Annotated in this window: 14 protein-coding genes and 1 rRNA gene; 8 read left to right on the top strand and 7 right to left on the bottom strand. The window is 39.4% G+C overall.

The window, feature by feature from the left end:
• Nucleotides 1-501 precede the first annotated feature (501 nt).
• Nucleotides 502-2,439 carry an ATP-binding cassette domain-containing protein gene (locus tag FTT94_RS11055; RefSeq protein ID WP_180170799.1) on the bottom strand — a complete coding sequence of 646 codons (1,938 nt, stop codon included), beginning with the start codon at nt 2,437-2,439 and terminating at the stop codon, nt 502-504.
• A 196-nt stretch (nt 2,440-2,635) separates the two neighbouring features.
• Here FTT94_RS11055 and FTT94_RS11050 point away from each other — a divergent pair, with 196 nt between their 5' ends.
• From FTT94_RS11050 to erpA, 4 genes are all read left to right on the top strand, one after another.
• Nucleotides 2,636-3,640 (top strand): putative solute-binding protein, encoded by a 1,005-nt coding sequence (locus FTT94_RS11050; RefSeq protein WP_180022815.1) that lies wholly within the window; start codon nt 2,636-2,638, stop codon nt 3,638-3,640.
• A 256-nt stretch (nt 3,641-3,896) separates the two neighbouring features.
• Nucleotides 3,897-4,907 carry a putative solute-binding protein gene (locus tag FTT94_RS11045; protein ID WP_180170798.1) on the top strand — a complete coding sequence of 337 codons (1,011 nt, stop codon included), beginning with the start codon at nt 3,897-3,899 and terminating at the stop codon, nt 4,905-4,907.
• 201 nt (nt 4,908-5,108) lie between these two features.
• Complete coding sequence (locus tag FTT94_RS11040) at nt 5,109-6,116, top strand: putative solute-binding protein (protein WP_180074173.1); 1,008 nt, start codon at nt 5,109-5,111, stop codon at nt 6,114-6,116.
• Nucleotides 6,117-6,250: 134 nt separating this feature from the next.
• Nucleotides 6,251-6,586 (top strand): iron-sulfur cluster insertion protein ErpA, encoded by a 336-nt coding sequence (gene erpA, locus FTT94_RS11035; protein ID WP_078194440.1) that lies wholly within the window; start codon nt 6,251-6,253, stop codon nt 6,584-6,586.
• 68 nt (nt 6,587-6,654) lie between these two features.
• Here erpA and FTT94_RS11030 read toward each other — a convergent pair whose 3' ends face one another.
• The 4 genes from FTT94_RS11030 to grpE form a co-directional block, all read right to left on the bottom strand.
• Nucleotides 6,655-7,032: a hypothetical protein gene (locus FTT94_RS11030; protein WP_180170797.1), complete on the bottom strand. Its 378-nt coding sequence runs from the start codon at nt 7,030-7,032 to the stop codon at nt 6,655-6,657.
• A gap of 120 nt (nt 7,033-7,152) precedes the next feature.
• The gene (locus FTT94_RS11025) at nt 7,153-8,064 is read right to left on the bottom strand and encodes a matrixin family metalloprotease (protein ID WP_180170796.1); all 912 of its coding nucleotides are present in this window, start codon (nt 8,062-8,064) and stop codon (nt 7,153-7,155) included.
• A 214-nt stretch (nt 8,065-8,278) separates the two neighbouring features.
• Nucleotides 8,279-10,219: a molecular chaperone DnaK gene (gene dnaK / locus FTT94_RS11020; protein WP_168379527.1), complete on the bottom strand. Its 1,941-nt coding sequence runs from the start codon at nt 10,217-10,219 to the stop codon at nt 8,279-8,281.
• A gap of 154 nt (nt 10,220-10,373) precedes the next feature.
• Nucleotides 10,374-10,913: a nucleotide exchange factor GrpE gene (grpE, locus tag FTT94_RS11015; RefSeq protein WP_078189495.1), complete on the bottom strand. Its 540-nt coding sequence runs from the start codon at nt 10,911-10,913 to the stop codon at nt 10,374-10,376.
• 936 nt (nt 10,914-11,849) lie between these two features.
• Here grpE and FTT94_RS11010 point away from each other — a divergent pair.
• Nucleotides 11,850-12,077: a hypothetical protein gene (locus FTT94_RS11010; protein WP_228144800.1), complete on the top strand. Its 228-nt coding sequence runs from the start codon at nt 11,850-11,852 to the stop codon at nt 12,075-12,077.
• A 180-nt stretch (nt 12,078-12,257) separates the two neighbouring features.
• Here the strand turns inward: FTT94_RS11010 and FTT94_RS11005 are convergent, their stop codons facing one another.
• Nucleotides 12,258-12,827, bottom strand: coding sequence for a hypothetical protein (locus FTT94_RS11005; RefSeq protein WP_180170795.1), 570 nt, complete (start codon nt 12,825-12,827; stop codon nt 12,258-12,260).
• A 201-nt stretch (nt 12,828-13,028) separates the two neighbouring features.
• Here FTT94_RS11005 and FTT94_RS11000 point away from each other — a divergent pair, with 201 nt between their 5' ends.
• Nucleotides 13,029-14,099: an alpha/beta hydrolase gene (locus FTT94_RS11000; RefSeq protein ID WP_180027164.1), complete on the top strand. Its 1,071-nt coding sequence runs from the start codon at nt 13,029-13,031 to the stop codon at nt 14,097-14,099.
• 63 nt (nt 14,100-14,162) lie between these two features.
• Here the strand turns inward: FTT94_RS11000 and FTT94_RS10995 are convergent, their stop codons facing one another.
• Nucleotides 14,163-14,834, bottom strand: coding sequence for an acetoacetate decarboxylase family protein (locus tag FTT94_RS10995; protein WP_180170808.1), 672 nt, complete (start codon nt 14,832-14,834; stop codon nt 14,163-14,165).
• 101 nt (nt 14,835-14,935) lie between these two features.
• On the opposite strand from FTT94_RS10995, the gene FTT94_RS10990 reads away from it, so the two are divergent.
• Nucleotides 14,936-15,505 (top strand): peptidylprolyl isomerase, encoded by a 570-nt coding sequence (locus FTT94_RS10990; RefSeq protein ID WP_180005529.1) that lies wholly within the window; start codon nt 14,936-14,938, stop codon nt 15,503-15,505.
• Nucleotides 15,506-15,936: 431 nt separating this feature from the next.
• Nucleotides 15,937-16,061: ribosomal RNA gene (locus FTT94_RS10985) — 16S ribosomal RNA — on the top strand; the annotation flags it as partial.

The following is a 16,061-nucleotide window of genomic DNA, read 5'->3' as shown; positions in this document are numbered from 1 at the left end:
AGTAGAGATAAAACACATCCATCTTATAAATGTGGATAAGTTTTGTGAATTTTCACATTTAATAGTGTTCAACATCAAAGTTATTTATAATTGTGGATAATATCATTTAAAAATATTTATCCACAAAAAAGTGGTTCGATGTTTTGAATTTAAAAAATAAAAATGAATTTAAAACCAAGATTTGAATTTAAAAGTGGCTTTTGTGGATAACTATAGCAATGTGTTTGATGTGAAGTAGACTTTTGAATTTATTTGTGTAAGTAGGGGGAAAGCTATCGCTCAATTTTTAGTTTCTTCCCGAATAAAAATGCCTTAACGATGCAATAACTAGCTGGCTAGGAACTTTCGATTTTTTGAATATTTTTTAGATTTATAGTGTGATTATTATTATGAAGTATAAATAAAAAATCGCCGTGGAACATTTAAATTTCACGGCGATTGATTTTTTGAGCTTAAGTTAGGTTTTCTTAATAATGCAAATCTAGGGTTTTGCTTTTTAAATTAAGCCTCAAAACTACTTTCCATTTCTTCTAATTCCATCATTAATTCAAGCATTTGCTCTTCGACAGATTCGAGTTTGGCTTTTAACTCTGTTTGCTCATTCATCAGTTTTAGTAAGTCATCTTTACGACTGGCTTCATATAAAGCACTGTCTGCTAATAATTCCTCGATTTCGTTTAAGCGTGGCTGAATTTTGCTGATTTGCGCTTCATTTTTTTCAATGTTTTTACGAATCGGGCGGGTCAATTCACGCTGACGTGCAGCTTCTTTGCGCTGCGCTTCTTTATCGACTTTGGAAATCGTCGGTTTAGTTTCAACTTGAGATTTGATGGGAGTCGGGGCTTGTTGACTATTTTTCATCATGTCAATCCGTGCTTGACGCAGCCAATCGGCATAAGCCACGAGGTCACCATCAAATTCGCGACATTTTCCATGATGTACCAACAATAATTCGTCACAAACGCTGGCAATCAATTGACGTTCATGCGAAACCAAAACCACAGCACCTTCAAAATCTTGCAGCGCCATTGTTAGGGCATGACGCATATCAAGGTCTAAATGGTTGGTCGGTTCATCTAGAATTAAAACATTGGGACGTTGCCAAACAATCAAAGCCAAAGCCAATCGTGCTCGTTCACCGCCTGAAAAGCCTTTACTTGGTGTATCCATGCGTTCGCCACTAAAACCAAAGCTGCCTAAGAATGAACGTAATGCAGCTTCACTGATTTTTTTGTCAGCGATTCGAGATAATTGCAACATTGGGCTGGCATTGCCATCTAAAGCATCCATTTGATGCTGTGCAAAATAGCCAATATTCAACAGTTCCGAGGCTTTGCGTGTCCCTTGTAATAAGGGAAGATCACCAACCAAGGATTTAATTAAGGTTGATTTACCAGCACCATTCATTCCCAGTAAACCAATACGACTGTTTGGGGTAATCTGTAAATTCACATTGGTGGCAATCAGTTTGTCACCATAGCCAATGTCGACATGTTCCATTTGTAACAGTGGTGAGCTCATTTTGGTTGGCTCACGGAAACTAAAGGTAAATGGCGTATCGACATGTGCAGCAGAAAGTTCCTGCATGCGTTCTAATTGTTTAATACGACTTTGAGCCTGCTTAGCTTTAGTGGCTTTAGCTTTAAAACGGTCAATAAATTTTTGGAGATGTGCACGGGTTTCAAGTTGTTTTTCATAGGCTTGTTGTTGTTGTGCCAAGCGCTCAGAACGGGTGCGTTCAAAGGTTGAATAGTTACCGGTGTAAAGCGTCAGCTCTTGATTTTCGATGTGTAAAATATGATCAGTCACCGCATCTAAGAAATCACGGTCATGTGAAATTAAGATCAGTGTGCCTTCGTAAGCTTTTAACCAATCTTCTAACCACAAAATCGCATCTAAGTCTAAGTGGTTGGTTGGCTCATCGAGTAATAACAGGTCAGAACGGCTCATTAGGGTACGCGCAAGGTTTAAACGCATACGCCAACCACCTGAAAAGCTTGAAACATTGAGCTGGGACTGATGTTCAAAGAAACCCAGGCCGGCCATCAGTTGTGAGGCTTTTGATGGAGCTGTATAGCCATGGATTTCATCAAATCGGCCATATAAGTGTGCCAGCGCTTCATTGTCTAATTGTTCTGGATGTTCAAGTTTATGTTGTATATCCCAATATTCTTCATCGCCTGAAAGAACGAAATCAATCGCTTTCATATCGAGCGCTTTGATTTCTTGCGCCATATGCGCGACGGTCCATACCGCAGGACGAGTTAATGAACCACCATCAGATTCCATTCCACCTAAAAGTGCAGAAAAAAGAGTCGATTTACCTGCACCATTTACACCGGTTAAGCCGATTTTCCAGCCTGGATGCAATTGCATAGATGCTTTTTGAAATAAAACACGCCCACCGCGACGAATGGAAAGTTGGTCTAACTGAATCATGGAACTAACTAAACAAGAAGAATGTGAGGCTATTCTAATGGATGGCTTTGCAAAAGAAAAAACAAAGCATCGCAACCATCTGAAAAAATGTGACAGATTCCACGTATTTAGGTATATTGAATGGGCTTTAGTATTAAAAAAATATTTCAAGTTGTTGTTTTAAATGGATTAATAAAACATATTGGGAATATAAGAAATGAGAAAAGGGATTTTAATTTTATCGCTTCTTTCAGGTGTGATGTCTGCACAAAGCTATGCCAATCAGAAGGTCTGTGTGTTCGATTTACTTGGAAAAGCAGGGGAATCTTATAAGCTAATGGAAGAGTGGTCTCTAGCCAGTAAGGCATGGGGAGCACAAGTTCAACTGATTTCATATCAAGATGAATCCAAAGTCGATAAAGATTTTAAAGAAGGGAAATGTGACGCATTTTATATGACCTCGATGCGGGCACGTGCGTATAACAAATTTGCTGGTTCGATTGATGCCATTGGCGGTGTACCGAACAATACCATCGCACAAAAAGCCATTACCTATGTCTTAGATAAGCGGAACAGTAAGCGACTGATTACCAATTCAGGTAAAGATAGTTATGAAGTGGCAGGGATTGGGCAAATTGGTTCAGCCTATATTTTTGTCCGTGATCGCAATATCAATAATTTAGAAAAAGCTGAAGGTAAAAAATTTGCCATTTTGCATTATGACTATGCGCAAAAAGAGATGGTCGACCGTGTCGGCGCTGTGCCAGTCATGTCGGAAATTTCCAATTTTATTCGCAAATTTAATCAGGCCGAAGTTGAAATTGTGGCTGCGCCGGCTTATGCCTTTAAGCCACTCGAAATTTCAAAAGGCTTAGGCACTACTGGGGCGATGGTTAATTTTCCTGTGGTGAATGTCACGGCAGACCTGATTATTCGTAACAATAAATTCCCAGATGGTTTTGCAGAGCCTTCTCGGCAATGGTTCGTTAAGCAATTACCAAAAAGTTTTGCCATGGTAAAACGCATGGAAGCTGAAATTCCTGCAAAATATAAGATGAATCTCAGCAAAGATGATCAGTTGAAGTATCAGAAAATATTGCGTGAAGGACGGATGGATTTAACCAAACAAGGGATCTATGACTCCACTATGATGACGGTACTGAAAAAAGCCCGTTGTACGATTGAGCGAACCAATTTTGAGTGTTCAGTGGCGGGTGAATAAGCTTTTTTCTGTATTTCTTTGTAAATTTTGATGCAAACGCTGTAAATGCAAAAAGCCTTTTTTGCATACAACATGATGATTATATTTATAATTTTGCCTTAAATAAAAAAGTGATATTAATCACAAAAAAACAGAATGTGCCAAAATGACATAAATAAATGGAGTAAATGCTCTATTTTTTTTAAATTAACTTGCTTAATATCGGCGTTGTGTAAGGACACCTCTGAACCATAAAAAGATTTGAAAGGAAAATAGAATGAAAAAAACGCTCCTATCATTGGCTACATTTGCTGCAATTGGCTTTGCTGGTTCAGCTCAGGCAGCAAAAGTAGATATCTGTGTATTTGACTTACTGGGTAAGTCAGGTGAGTCATACCAAATGGCTCAGGAATGGGCGCTTGCAGCAAAAGGCTGGGGTGCTGAAATTAACTTAATTCCGCGTCAAGACGAAGCAGTAGCTGATAATGACTTTAAAGCAGGGAAATGTGACGGCGTATTTATGACGGCGATGCGTGCCCGTCAGTACAATAAATTTGCAGGCTCTATTGATGCGCTGGGTGGCGCACCGAGCAATGCGATTGCGCAACGTGCGATTACCTTTGCATTAGACCAACGTAATGCTGCAAAAATGGTCAGCAATCTAGGTGGTAAGAAATACGAAGTGGCGGGTATTGCCCCATTGGGTTCAGCATTCATCTTTGTCAAAGACAAGAAAATTGACTCAATTGAAAAAGCGGCAGGTAAAAAGTTTGCAGTATTAGGCTATGACGAAGCACAAAAAATCATGGTGCAACGTGTCGGCGCTCAAGCTGTGATTTCAGATGTATCTAACTTTGTGGCGAAGTTTAATAATGGTCAGGTGGATATGGTGGGTGCGCCTGCATATGCCTACAAACCATTAGAGATCTATAAAGGTTTAGGTACCAATGGTGCGATGTTTAACTTCCCAGTTTTACAAGTGACCGCGGACTTTATTATTCGTCCTGATCAGTTCCCAGCAGGCTTTGGTCAAAAATCTCGTGATTGGTTTGTGAAACATTTACCGAAGAGTATTGCGATGATTAACCGTTTAGAGGCGGGTATTCCTGCGAAATATAAACTTAACTTAAGTGCAGAAGATAAAACCAAATATCAAAAATTATTGCGTGAAGGTCGTATGGATATGACGAAACGTGGCATTTATGATGCGGGCATGATGTCAGTATTGAAAAAGGCACGTTGTTCTGTCGATAAAGCCAATTTTGAATGTTCACTTAGCGGCGAATAAACTGATATTTAAAGAAAAAAGCCTGGATTTATCCGGGCTTTTTTTCGCAAATGCACAGGTCATTTTCGCCATTGAGTCAGCAAAATATTCAGGTAATCTAAATTGAAATCGAGGGCTGTGAGTATATTTAATCATACTCCGCATGACCCAAAAATCAAAAAATGGTTAAAACAAAAACAGTAAAAAACAAGGAAAGTCAGTATGAAACAATGGACAAAGGCATTGAGTATTGCTGCTGCGTTAATGGCGGTGAATGGCGTAGCTCAAGCAAAGCAAGTGGTGTGTGTATTTGATTTGGTTGGTAAAAATGGTGATGTTTTTACCCTGATGAGAGATTACCAATTGGCGGCAAAAAACTGGGGCGCAGACATTGAGCTCCGCGTCAGTCAAAATGAAGCGGTGATTGCGGAAGATTTTAAAGCCGGTAAATGTGATGGGATCAGTGTCACAGGTATGCGTGGTCGTCAATTTAATAATTTTACCGGTTCTTTAGATGCGATTGGTGCAATTCCAGATTTGAAACTTGCGGTTAAAGTGATGCAAGGCCTTGCGAGTCCAACGTTTGCAAAGAGCATGGTCAATAGTAAATATGAAGTGGTAGGTGTGATTCCTGTAGGTGATGCCTACCTGTTGGTGAATGACCGTAGTATCAATACTGTCGCTAAAGCAGCAGGTAAAAAAATTGCGGTGCTTGATTATGATGAAGCGCAGAAAATTATGGTGCAACAGGTGGGGGCTCAAGCGGTCAGTGCTGACGTGACCAATTTTGGCTCTAAATTTAACAATGGTCAGGTGGATATTATTGGTGCACCTGCAGCGGTGTTTAAACCCTTGGAGTTACATAAAGGTTTAGGTAGTAAAGGTGCAATTGTTAATTATCCAATTTTACAAGTGACGGGAAATATTATTATTCGCCCAGATAAATTCCCAGCGGGGTATGGGCAAAAATCACGTGATTGGGTCAAAACACAATTACCTCGTGCATTCACGATATTAGGCAAAATGAAGTCAGAAATTCCAGCCAAATATTGGATGGATGTTCCAACAGCAGACAAAGCTGGTTATCAAAAAATGATGCGTGAAGCGCGTATCGATTTGACTAAACGTGGTATCTACGACAAGCGAATGATGAAACTATTATGGCAATTCCGCTGTAAACAAGACCCTAAAAACTTCGAATGCGCATTACAGGAAGAAAACTATAAATAAGTTTTAAATGAATCTTGAGAAAAATACTCTGATTTAACTTTAAACTGTGAAGACTGACCATATATTGAGTATGTTATACTTGAAATATGGTCTTTTCTTTTTAAAGACACCCCAATGACTCAGAGGAATCCATCATGAATGCTCAAGCACTTGTGCTGACTGACAATGCTGCCAATAAAGTACGCCAATTGCGTGAGAGTGAAGGTAATCAAGACCTTATGTTACGTGTATATGTGACTGGTGGTGGTTGTTCAGGTTTCTCATATGGGTTTAATTTTGCTGAAAGCCAAAACGAAGATGATGCTGAATTTATCAATGGTGATGTGAAGATGTTGGTTGATTCACTGAGCTATCAATATTTAGTTGGTTCAACAGTCGACTATATTGAAGGTTTAGAGGGTTCTCGATTTGTGGTTCAAAACCCGAATGCGACAACCACGTGTGGATGTGGATCTTCATTCTCGATCTAATCGCGATGATGAATTGAGCCATAAAAAAGCCCTCATTTAGAGGGCTTTTTTAATGTTTAAAATCGATATTAGGCTTCAAATTTTAGTGCTTCTAATAGATCTAAAATTACGGTAGTCACGTCTTGAGTCAATTGATAATTATTAAAAATTTCATATGCCGTAATGGTGACATCGGTATCACTCGGAAGCAGGCGTTGTTCTTCTTCGATGAGGTCACGGATCGGCAATAGGGTTTGTTTGACCTGTAAATGCAAGACATCTTTAAGCTCAAGATTTTCGTCTTCGAGCTCAATTAATTGCTCATTAAAAAAGGGTAAAAGTACCGCATGGAGATAAGGTTGAATGTCTGTAATATCAAAAATCTCAATATCACGGGTTTGTTCAATCGTGCTGATGTGGTCATTCACTTCAATTAAGATATGGTAGTAACTCACATTGCTCTCCACGTAAGATGTCATTGATATAAGGGAATTATTGCAAATCAACAATAACATGAAATGCTAATTATTGTTGGTGAATCCTATAATATCCTTATAGATTGTATGGTTTTTTTTGCTCAGGGTGTTCTAACGATAATATAGTAAGCCTTGGTCTGCTGGCATCAGTTTAAAGTTTTCTAATTGTTGCGCGCCTAAGATTGGGTACATTAATGCAGCAGGGTCATTATGGTGAGATAAGCCGAGAGCATGTCCGAGTTCGTGGGCAAGGGTAAGGCGTAAATCATCTTCGGCATCAAATTGATAAATCTGAATCTGATCGCCCATAAAGACACCTTTATGAAACTCTTGAGCAGGAAAGCGCTGACTGGCTTGTATCACGCCTGCATTATATTGATCGATTTGCTGGTTATAGCTTAAGACTTGTTGGTTAAATTGATCATTTTGCTGATTAAATCGATCTATTTCTTGGTCTAATTGCATCGCTTGTGCTTTAACTTGCTCAAGTTCTCTTTCAACGCGTTGCATATTGGGGCCTTGTGCATGCTCTATTCGGCTCCAATTCATACGTTCTTGCGACAGCTGTGCGATTTCCGCACGAATCATGGCTTGTTTTGATCGGAGCTGTTGCTCATTCATCTCCAGACCTTTTCTCGAATTTGCTAAGTTCTCGGCATATAAATCATTACGGGCTTTATCTGCGGCTAAGGTCTTTTGGACTTGCTTATAGGCATTGTATTGTTCTTGGCGATCATCATAAATTAGATGGATCGCCAGTTGTGCATTTGGGTCATAGATAAATAACGGTTTGAGTGTCCCTTTATGCCATATCTCTGCGGCTTCTTGGCTAAGTTGAATGACTTGTTGCTGGCTTAATCCAAAACGCGGATCGACATCAGCAACCCGATAACGCAGTCGGGTATCGAGAGGGTGTAAAAGTCGATCTGAAATTGAATTAAATTTCAGTTGAGGATGCTGCTTGGTTTGATAGATCCACCAAGTACTCAAAACGATGACAACAATAATTAAAATCAAACGCATAGCGTCGCAAAACTTGATTATTTTGCATTAATTTAACTGAAATTTAGCGCTATGCAAATCTAAGTTTAGATTGATAGTGAGTCGAGAAGAATGTGGCTGTTTGAACGTTTGCGTGTTATTTGAATATTGCCTGATGCAGATAAAATCATCCACAAAAAAACCGCGCTTTCGCGCGGTCTTTTTGAGCTTTGAAAAACTCGGTTAAAGCGACAAATTATTTTTTGTCATCTTTAACTTCAGTGAACTCAGCATCTACAACGCCGTCATCTGCTTTTTGAGCTTGACCTTCAGCGCCTTGGAAAGCGTTAGGATCAAAACCTTCAGCACCGCCTTGACCTTGTGCAGCTTCATAAGCACGTTGAGTGATCGGCATGATGATGTTTTGAAGTGCTTCAGTTTTCGCTTTGATTTCTTCTACGTCATTTTCTTTCGTAGCCGCTTCAAGCTCAGCTGATGCAGTTTCAATTGCAGTTTTTTCGTCTGCAGTGACTTGTTCGCCAAGATCTTTCACCGCTTTTTGAGCAGAAGAGATCAACGCGTCAGCTTCGTTACGTGCTTTCGCTAATTCTTCAAATTTACGGTCTTCTTCAGCATTCGCTTCAGCATCTTTGATCATCGCTTCAATTTCAGCATCGCTCAAACCTGAGTTTGCTTTAATTTGAATTGATTGCTCTTTACCAGTGCTCTTGTCTTTCGCAGATACTTTCAAGATACCATCAGCGTTGATGTCGAAAGATACTTCAATTTGTGGCACACCACGTGGAGCAGGTGGGATATCGCCTAATTGGAAGTTACCTAACAATTTGTTTTGTTGAGCCATTTTACGTTCACCTTGGTAAACTGAAATGTCTACAGCAGGTTGGTTGTCAGCAGCAGTTGAGAACACTTGAGATTTCTTCGCAGGAATCGTGGTGTTTTTCTCGATGATTGCTGTTAACACGCCACCCATTGTTTCGATACCAAGAGTCAATGGAGTTACGTCAAGAAGAAGTACGTCAGTTTTATCACCTGAAAGTACTGCACCTTGAATCGCAGCACCCATCGCTACAGCTTCATCTGGGTTCACGTCTTTACGTGGCTCACGGCCGAAGAACTCTTGTACTTTTTGTTGTACAAGTGGCATACGAGACTGACCACCCACCAAGATTACGTCAGAGATGTCAGAGGTTGAAAGACCTGCATCTTTAAGTGCAATCTTACATGGTTCAATTGTACGAGCAACCAATTCAGCAACTAAACCTTCAAGTTTAGAGCGAGTCACGTTGATCACTAAGTGTTTAGGACCAGTCGCATCTGCTGTGATGTATGGAAGGTTGATTTCTGTTGCATTCGAAGAAGAAAGCTCGATTTTTGCTTTTTCAGCAGCTTCTTTTAAACGTTGAAGTGCAAGAGGATCTTGTTTCAAGTTTACGCTTTGTTCTTTCTTGAACTCTTCAACCAAGTATTCAATTAATGCATTATCGAAGTCTTCACCACCAAGGAATGTATCACCGTTTGTAGACAATACTTCGATTTGTTGGTCGCCATCAAGGTCAGCGATTTCAATGATTGATACGTCGAAAGTACCACCACCTAAGTCGTAAACCGCAACTTTACGGTCGCCTTCTTTTTTGTCCATACCGAACGCAAGTGCAGCAGCCGTTGGTTCGTTGATGATACGTTTAACATCTAAACCAGCAATTTTACCTGCATCTTTCGTTGCTTGACGTTGAGCATCGTTAAAGTACGCAGGAACAGTAATTACCGCTTCAGTTACTGTTTCACCAAGGTAGTCTTCAGCTGTTTTTTTCATCTTTTTCAAGATTTCAGCAGAGATTTGTTGTGGTGCAAGTTTCTTGTCGTTTACGTCAACCCAAGCATCGCCATTGTCAGCTTTGATGATTTTGTAAGGTACAAGGCCGATATCTTTTTGCACAGCTTGGTCTTGGTACTTACGACCGATCAAACGTTTGATTGCAAATAATGTGTTTTTAGGGTTAGTCACTGCTTGACGCTTAGCAGATTGACCGACAAGGATCTCGCCATCTTTATACGCAATAATAGATGGGGTTGTACGAGCGCCTTCAGCGTTGTCGATTACTTTTACTTTGTCGCCTTCAAGTACTGCTACGCAAGAGTTTGTAGTACCTAAGTCAATACCAATGATTTTCGCCATTTGGATGTTTCCTCTAAAATTCTTTTATTCCCAAACTCTTCCCTTTCTCAAAGGGAAATAAAAAGGGATTTACTTGTTATCCGATATGAGAGCCAATCAAAAATTTTCAAGTAATATTAGTTAAAATTTTTAATTCGTCTCAGAAAATTTGGGTTTATGCACCAACCATAACCATAGCTGGACGTAATAGACGACCGTTTAAGCTATAGCCTTTTTGCAATACTGTCCCGATTTCATTCGATTTGGCATTTGGATCGATGCCCACAGCTTGGTGAAGATCTGCATTGAAACCATTTGCAGTATCCACAGCAACCACACCAAATTTTTCTAAAGTGCTGAGCAATGATTTCAGTGTAAGTTCTACACCTTCAGATAAACCTGATTTTTCATCACCTGCCGCAGCGATGGCACGTTCAAGGTTATCAACCGAATCAAGCAATTGTTTTGCAAATTTTTCCAGCACAGTGTCTTTATGCTTTTCAGATTCGCGTTGAATACGCTCTACACTTTTTTGCGCTTCATATACGGCATTTGCAGTACGTGCTTTTTCAAGTTTTAAGCTTTCTTCTAAATTGGTGATTTGTGCTTGTAAATCTTCAACTGAAACTTCAGCTTGCTCGTTTTCAGCTTGAGTTTGCTGTTCTGCTTGCTCTTGTTGAAGATCTTGAGCGTCTTGGTTTTGCTCAGTCGCCATTGATTTACTCCGTTTAAATGGGTTCTTAAACATGTTCAGTCCTTATAGCTGTGCGTTCAAACGACATCGATGCGTAACTGCCATGCGTTTTGAATTCATGATTAATAGAAGAAATCGGGGCAGGGGATAAAAATTCAAGCGAAGTCAGCGATTAAATGCAGTTTTTTATTCAAAAAAATGGTTTTTCAGCCAAATATCGACTGCAAAATTAAATTCTATGAAAATATAAATTATTGATTTAAATGTATAATCATATTTTGATCGGATTTATAGATTTTCATCATAAATTTTAACGGTTTCTCTTTGTGCCTGAAAATTTGCATAATTTATCTATCGGAAGTGACCATATCCACTGGAGAGAGGGATATGGTGACTACCTCTAGATTTTAGAAACACTTTTCCATGCTGATTTCCCAAGAATCAGCATTTTTTTTGCCTCAAAAATAGTGGTTAATATTTATACATAAAAACTCTTAGTATCAGTTTTATTAAATATTTCACAAAAAATGATCAGCACAGTATTCTTTGTTTCAGATTCTATCGCTGTAGTTTCCGAATTTATTTCGAATGTGTTTTTCATGGCCTGCTTCTCTCATAAGCAGGCTTTTTTTTGCATGAAATTTATAAAAACAGCCACTTAAGTAACTGAGTTGCAAGTTTTGTTGGAATTTATTGTATTCAAAAGCTCTGATCACGCTTTATTTAAAACCATTTATATTTATTTTATTAATAAAAAACAAAGCACTTGAGTTAAATAAATGATGTAAAGCCTCAAAATGAAAGAAAACTGCCTAATTAATAAAACGTTTCATAAGCTGTACCGTGCCTCGTAAAAAGTACAACTCAGAAGGTGGGAACTTCACAGAATTATTTTCCATTATGACTCGGGCAAAGTTGAGCTTTGCTTTTAATGATTCAATGAAGGAAATAATGAAGATGAAAAAAATTGGTTTATTCGCTGTTGCAGTTTTAGGTTTTGGTTTAGCTGCGGTAGGTTGTACGTCTCAAGAAACTGTAGAATCTCCAGAAACCGCACAAGTAACGTCTGCAACTGAAGCATCTGTAACGACAGAGCAATCGGGTGCTGTGGTTCAAGCAGATCCATCAGCTCAAGGTGCTGAAGTTCAATCTGCGCCTGCACCGCAACCTACAGTTCAGCAATAAGATTGTTTAATGCTCTCTGACCTGTAACAACAGGCAGTCAAGAATAGACAGAAGATAGGATGCCTCTTCTGTCTATTTTTTTTCTATTGCTTTTTTTACCTTTTCTATTTTTAGTGAACGAAAAAAAAGCCCATCATGTAGATGAGCTTTTTACTTTTAACCGATCTGCAAAAACAACAATTAACGGCGATTTTCCCACGCGCGACGACGTTCTTCAGCCGCTTTACGTTGTTGATCTGATGCCTTTCTTAAATCTTGAAAATTTTTTTTGCGCTCTTGCTCAATTTGTTTTCTACGATCTTGACTGGCTTTACGGCGCTGTTCTTCTAAGCGCTGACGCTCTTTGCTGACTTTTTGACGATCTTGTTCAGCACGTTTACGACGTTCAGCTTCAGAGTATTTACGCTGTTGCTCTAGACGTTGACGTTCGAGTTCGTTTTTACGACGATCCCACTCTTGTTGATTTTTACGATTCTGTTCCCAGTTACGCTGGTCAAGTTGCTGCTTTCTACGTTCGAGCTCTAAACGATTACGTTGTTGTTGCTGACGTTCCCATGTACGGCGGTCTTGTTCATAACGACTGTCGTAACGGCGATCATAACGATTGTCATAGCGTCGATCATTATTATCATAACGGCGGTCATAACGTTGATCATAACGTCCATCGTAGTAACCATCTTCAGGGAATGCTACGCAGCCTACAGCCAAAAAAGCAGTCGCAAAAGACAGAAGGATGATCTTTTTAGCCATGGTGAGTATCCTTTATCGAGAATGGGTTAGCATAATCAACCCATAAAACTTGGGTAAATTGTCAATGACAACTCTATAAAAGAAGATTAGCTTAACTAGGTTTGTACTATGTATGTCGATGTTGAGACTTATATGTGAATATGGTCACATTTGACCTAGATCATGTAGAAAGTATGAAGAGCATAATTCGAAGGATAGAGCATGTTTGCATTGAATGAATCACTTAAAAATATGAAAGATAAAGGCCAAGGTACGGCTGCTCGGTTACTTGATCGTCTTCCTAACTTTGCCAAAGAAAGCCTCGCAAAACGTCTCGATTATCCGTTTATTTTTCCAGAATTAGATCCGCTGGTGAAATGCATGATGGCGGCTCAACTCAAGCAAGGTAAGTCAGGCTTTGTGACCGAAGACTATGTGAAGTCTCGTAAATTATTTGATTTACAGATGGAGTCGATCAAGACCAAGCCGACCTTTGTGAAACAAGTGCAAGATATACGTCTACCTTTACAAAGTGCAACGCTGTTTGCGCGTCATTATCATCCTGCTCCAAATAAAAAATTACCGATGATCGTGTTTTATCATGGTGGTGGTTTTGTGGTGGGTGGTTTAGACACGCATGATGAAGTTTGTCGTTTATTGGCTGTGCATGCCAAAACACAAGTTTTAAGTATTGATTATCCTTTAACACCAGAAGCCAGCCCAGCTCAATTAATGCAAAGTTGTGAAGATGCATTGGCTTGGACTTATCAAAATAGTCGTCAGTTTAAAATTCTAAAAAATCGAATTGCGGTGGCAGGGGATAGTGCAGGCGGCAATATTGCTACTGCGGTTGCACAGCGCAGTGCTCAAAAAGTTTTTGCCCCGCAAGCTCAGCTATTAATTTACCCAGTAGTGGATTTTAAGAGTCGCCACCCATCTTTCTATGCGTATAAAGATGGTCTGGTTCTGACTGAAAAAGATATTGATGTCGTAACCGCTTTATATGCGGAACAACATGCAGTGGCCTTGGATGATCCATTAATTTCACCGACCTATGGAAAATTGGCAGGTATCGCACCCGCGTATATCGTGACGGCAGGGCATGATGTTTTACATGACGAAGGTGAAATTTATTCGCATAAACTCCGTCAGCAAGGGGTGAAAGTGTTTTATCAAGAATATACCGATCAAACCCATGGTTTTATCAATTTAACCCCGGTTTCGCACCGAGCTAAAAAATACGTGATCGAGATCAGTACGAAGTTCCGTAAATTTTGGGATAAACGTAGCTAATCATTCCTTTATATAAAGTAAACCCAGTGTTTCACGTGAAACACTGGGTTTTTATTTATTGGGTTATTTATCTTGGATTTTTGCAGCAGGAAATACGAGGCTAAATTCGGGGACATAAAAGCTTTGCAATAATCGTGCTTCAGAAAAATTTGGAAAAATGTCCTGTGTGTTATGCCATTCTACCTGTTTCAGTTTAGATAGCCGTCCGCGAAACTTTGGTGAAAATTGATAGCGCTTACCTTCCCACGCTTGTCTGATTTGCAACATCGCTGCAGGGATATGATGACTATTAATATAGAAGGAACGCAGTGAACGTGATTTTTTTAAACGGATCTGCATTTTGTGTTGTTCAACTTCTATAGTACAGACCACTTCATTGTCATGTTGTTGCCATTCAAACTTTGCCAACTCTTTAGGAATACCCCAGAGTTTTTGACCATGAATAACAGAGATATCTGTCGAAACATAAATCTTAGGAATCGAACATAACCTTTTCTTACTCCATAAAGGGTGATCTAAAATTAGCAATTCGTCATAAGGGCCCACAGGCGAATCATGGTATCGGACCAATAACACCTGCACCACACGACCCAAAGGAGATGTTGCTAAACGGAACATCTGCGCTTGTTTGATAAAACTCGGGGAGATCCAATAATTCAAAATAAAAGCATCGCCACGCAATTGCCAAGGCGGTAAATGTGTCAATGGAGTGTCCGACGGTATTATTTGCGTCATCATTGTTCTCGTTTTAATAATGGCAGAATAATTACTTTTTAATCATCAAAGACTAATATACAGTCAATAACAAGTACGAGATCAACCAGAAGAGTTAGCAAATGTTAAAACAGATTTTATTTACCGCAGCACTTGGCTGTGTGAGCTTAAGCAGTTTTGCTGCCAATACTATTGTCGAAATGAAAACCTCTCAAGGCAATATTGAAATTGAGCTATTCAATGACAAGGCACCTATCTCAGCTAAAAACTTTGAAAGCTATGCAAAAGAAAAATTTTATAACGGCACGATCTTTCATCGCGTGATTCCTGGATTTATGGTTCAGGGTGGGGGCATGGATGTCAAAATGCAGGAGAAGCCAACAAAAGCGGCTATTAAGAATGAATCAAGTAATGGCTTGAGCAATAAGCGCGGCACATTGGCAATGGCACGGATGAATCATCCTGATTCAGCAAGTAGTCAGTTCTTTATTAATGTTGCAGACAATGACTTTCTCAATAAAAGTGCAATGAATGCGGGATATGCTGTTTTTGGTAAGGTCACTAAAGGGATGGATATCGTCGATAAAATCGTAAAAGTTCCAACTGCGAACTATGGAATGCACCAAAATGTCCCTGTAAACCCAGTGGTTATACAGAGTGTGGTGATTAAAGCAGCACCTGTAAAAAACTAAGCACACAAAATAGGAAAAATATTTTACATGATATTTGTAATAAATATCATGTATTTATGTGAATAAAGTGTGTTTTTTGAACCATAATGGTGCATAAAAATGAAACACTCATGTTCTTTGTGAGTGAAAAGCACTTGCACGTGTAAGAAATTGCCCTATAATGAGCACCATACCGACGAGATAGACGGAAACGAACGAAACGCGAAGCGTTGAGTTGTTGAGTTTATCGAAGTCCAGCTTCTAGCATTGACGAGATGTTAGAAAGATCATTAAGAGATTATGAAGAACAACTTGTGTGGATTTTTACTGGTTGATCGATCGAAATTATTTTCATTGATTAATGGTAGAAATTACTCGAAGTTTATTTGAGCAAATTTTTGTCAGTAATTGATGAGCCAAGATTGGCACCCTTTAAGGTGCTACAAAGTATTAAACTGAAGAGTTTGATCATGGCTCAGATTGAACGCTGGCGGCAGGCTTAACACATGCAAGTCGAGCGGGAATAGGTAGCTTGCTACCGATTTCTAGCGGCGGACGGGTGAGTAATGCTTAGGAA

The sequence above is a fragment of the Acinetobacter sp. YH12027 genome (genome assembly GCF_013420085.1).
GTDB classification, from domain to species: domain Bacteria; phylum Pseudomonadota; class Gammaproteobacteria; order Pseudomonadales; family Moraxellaceae; genus Acinetobacter; species Acinetobacter amyesii.
The sequence above is the reverse complement of the archived record's forward strand: the minus strand, read 5'-3'. Positions and strand labels throughout refer to the sequence as shown.

Bases quoted from the DNA above. Each gene is read 5' to 3' on its own strand.
- FTT94_RS11055 (WP_180170799.1), bottom strand. From the start codon at position 2,439: ATGATTCAGTTAGACCAACTTTCCATTCGTCGCGGTGGGCGTGTTTTA.
- FTT94_RS11050 (WP_180022815.1), top strand. From the start codon at position 2,636: ATGAGAAAAGGGATTTTAATTTTATCGCTTCTTTCAGGTGTGATGTCT.
- FTT94_RS11045 (WP_180170798.1), top strand. From the start codon at position 3,897: ATGAAAAAAACGCTCCTATCATTGGCTACATTTGCTGCAATTGGCTTT.
- FTT94_RS11040 (WP_180074173.1), top strand. From the start codon at position 5,109: ATGAAACAATGGACAAAGGCATTGAGTATTGCTGCTGCGTTAATGGCG.
- erpA (WP_078194440.1), top strand. From the start codon at position 6,251: ATGAATGCTCAAGCACTTGTGCTGACTGACAATGCTGCCAATAAAGTA.
- FTT94_RS11025 (WP_180170796.1), bottom strand. From the start codon at position 8,064: ATGCGTTTGATTTTAATTATTGTTGTCATCGTTTTGAGTACTTGGTGG.
- dnaK (WP_168379527.1), bottom strand. From the start codon at position 10,219: ATGGCGAAAATCATTGGTATTGACTTAGGTACTACAAACTCTTGCGTA.
- grpE (WP_078189495.1), bottom strand. From the start codon at position 10,913: ATGGCGACTGAGCAAAACCAAGACGCTCAAGATCTTCAACAAGAGCAA.
- FTT94_RS11010 (WP_228144800.1), top strand. From the start codon at position 11,850: ATGAAAAAAATTGGTTTATTCGCTGTTGCAGTTTTAGGTTTTGGTTTA.
- FTT94_RS11005 (WP_180170795.1), bottom strand. From the start codon at position 12,827: ATGGCTAAAAAGATCATCCTTCTGTCTTTTGCGACTGCTTTTTTGGCT.
- FTT94_RS11000 (WP_180027164.1), top strand. From the start codon at position 13,029: ATGTTTGCATTGAATGAATCACTTAAAAATATGAAAGATAAAGGCCAA.
- FTT94_RS10995 (WP_180170808.1), bottom strand. From the start codon at position 14,834: ATGACGCAAATAATACCGTCGGACACTCCATTGACACATTTACCGCCT.
- FTT94_RS10990 (WP_180005529.1), top strand. From the start codon at position 14,936: ATGTTAAAACAGATTTTATTTACCGCAGCACTTGGCTGTGTGAGCTTA.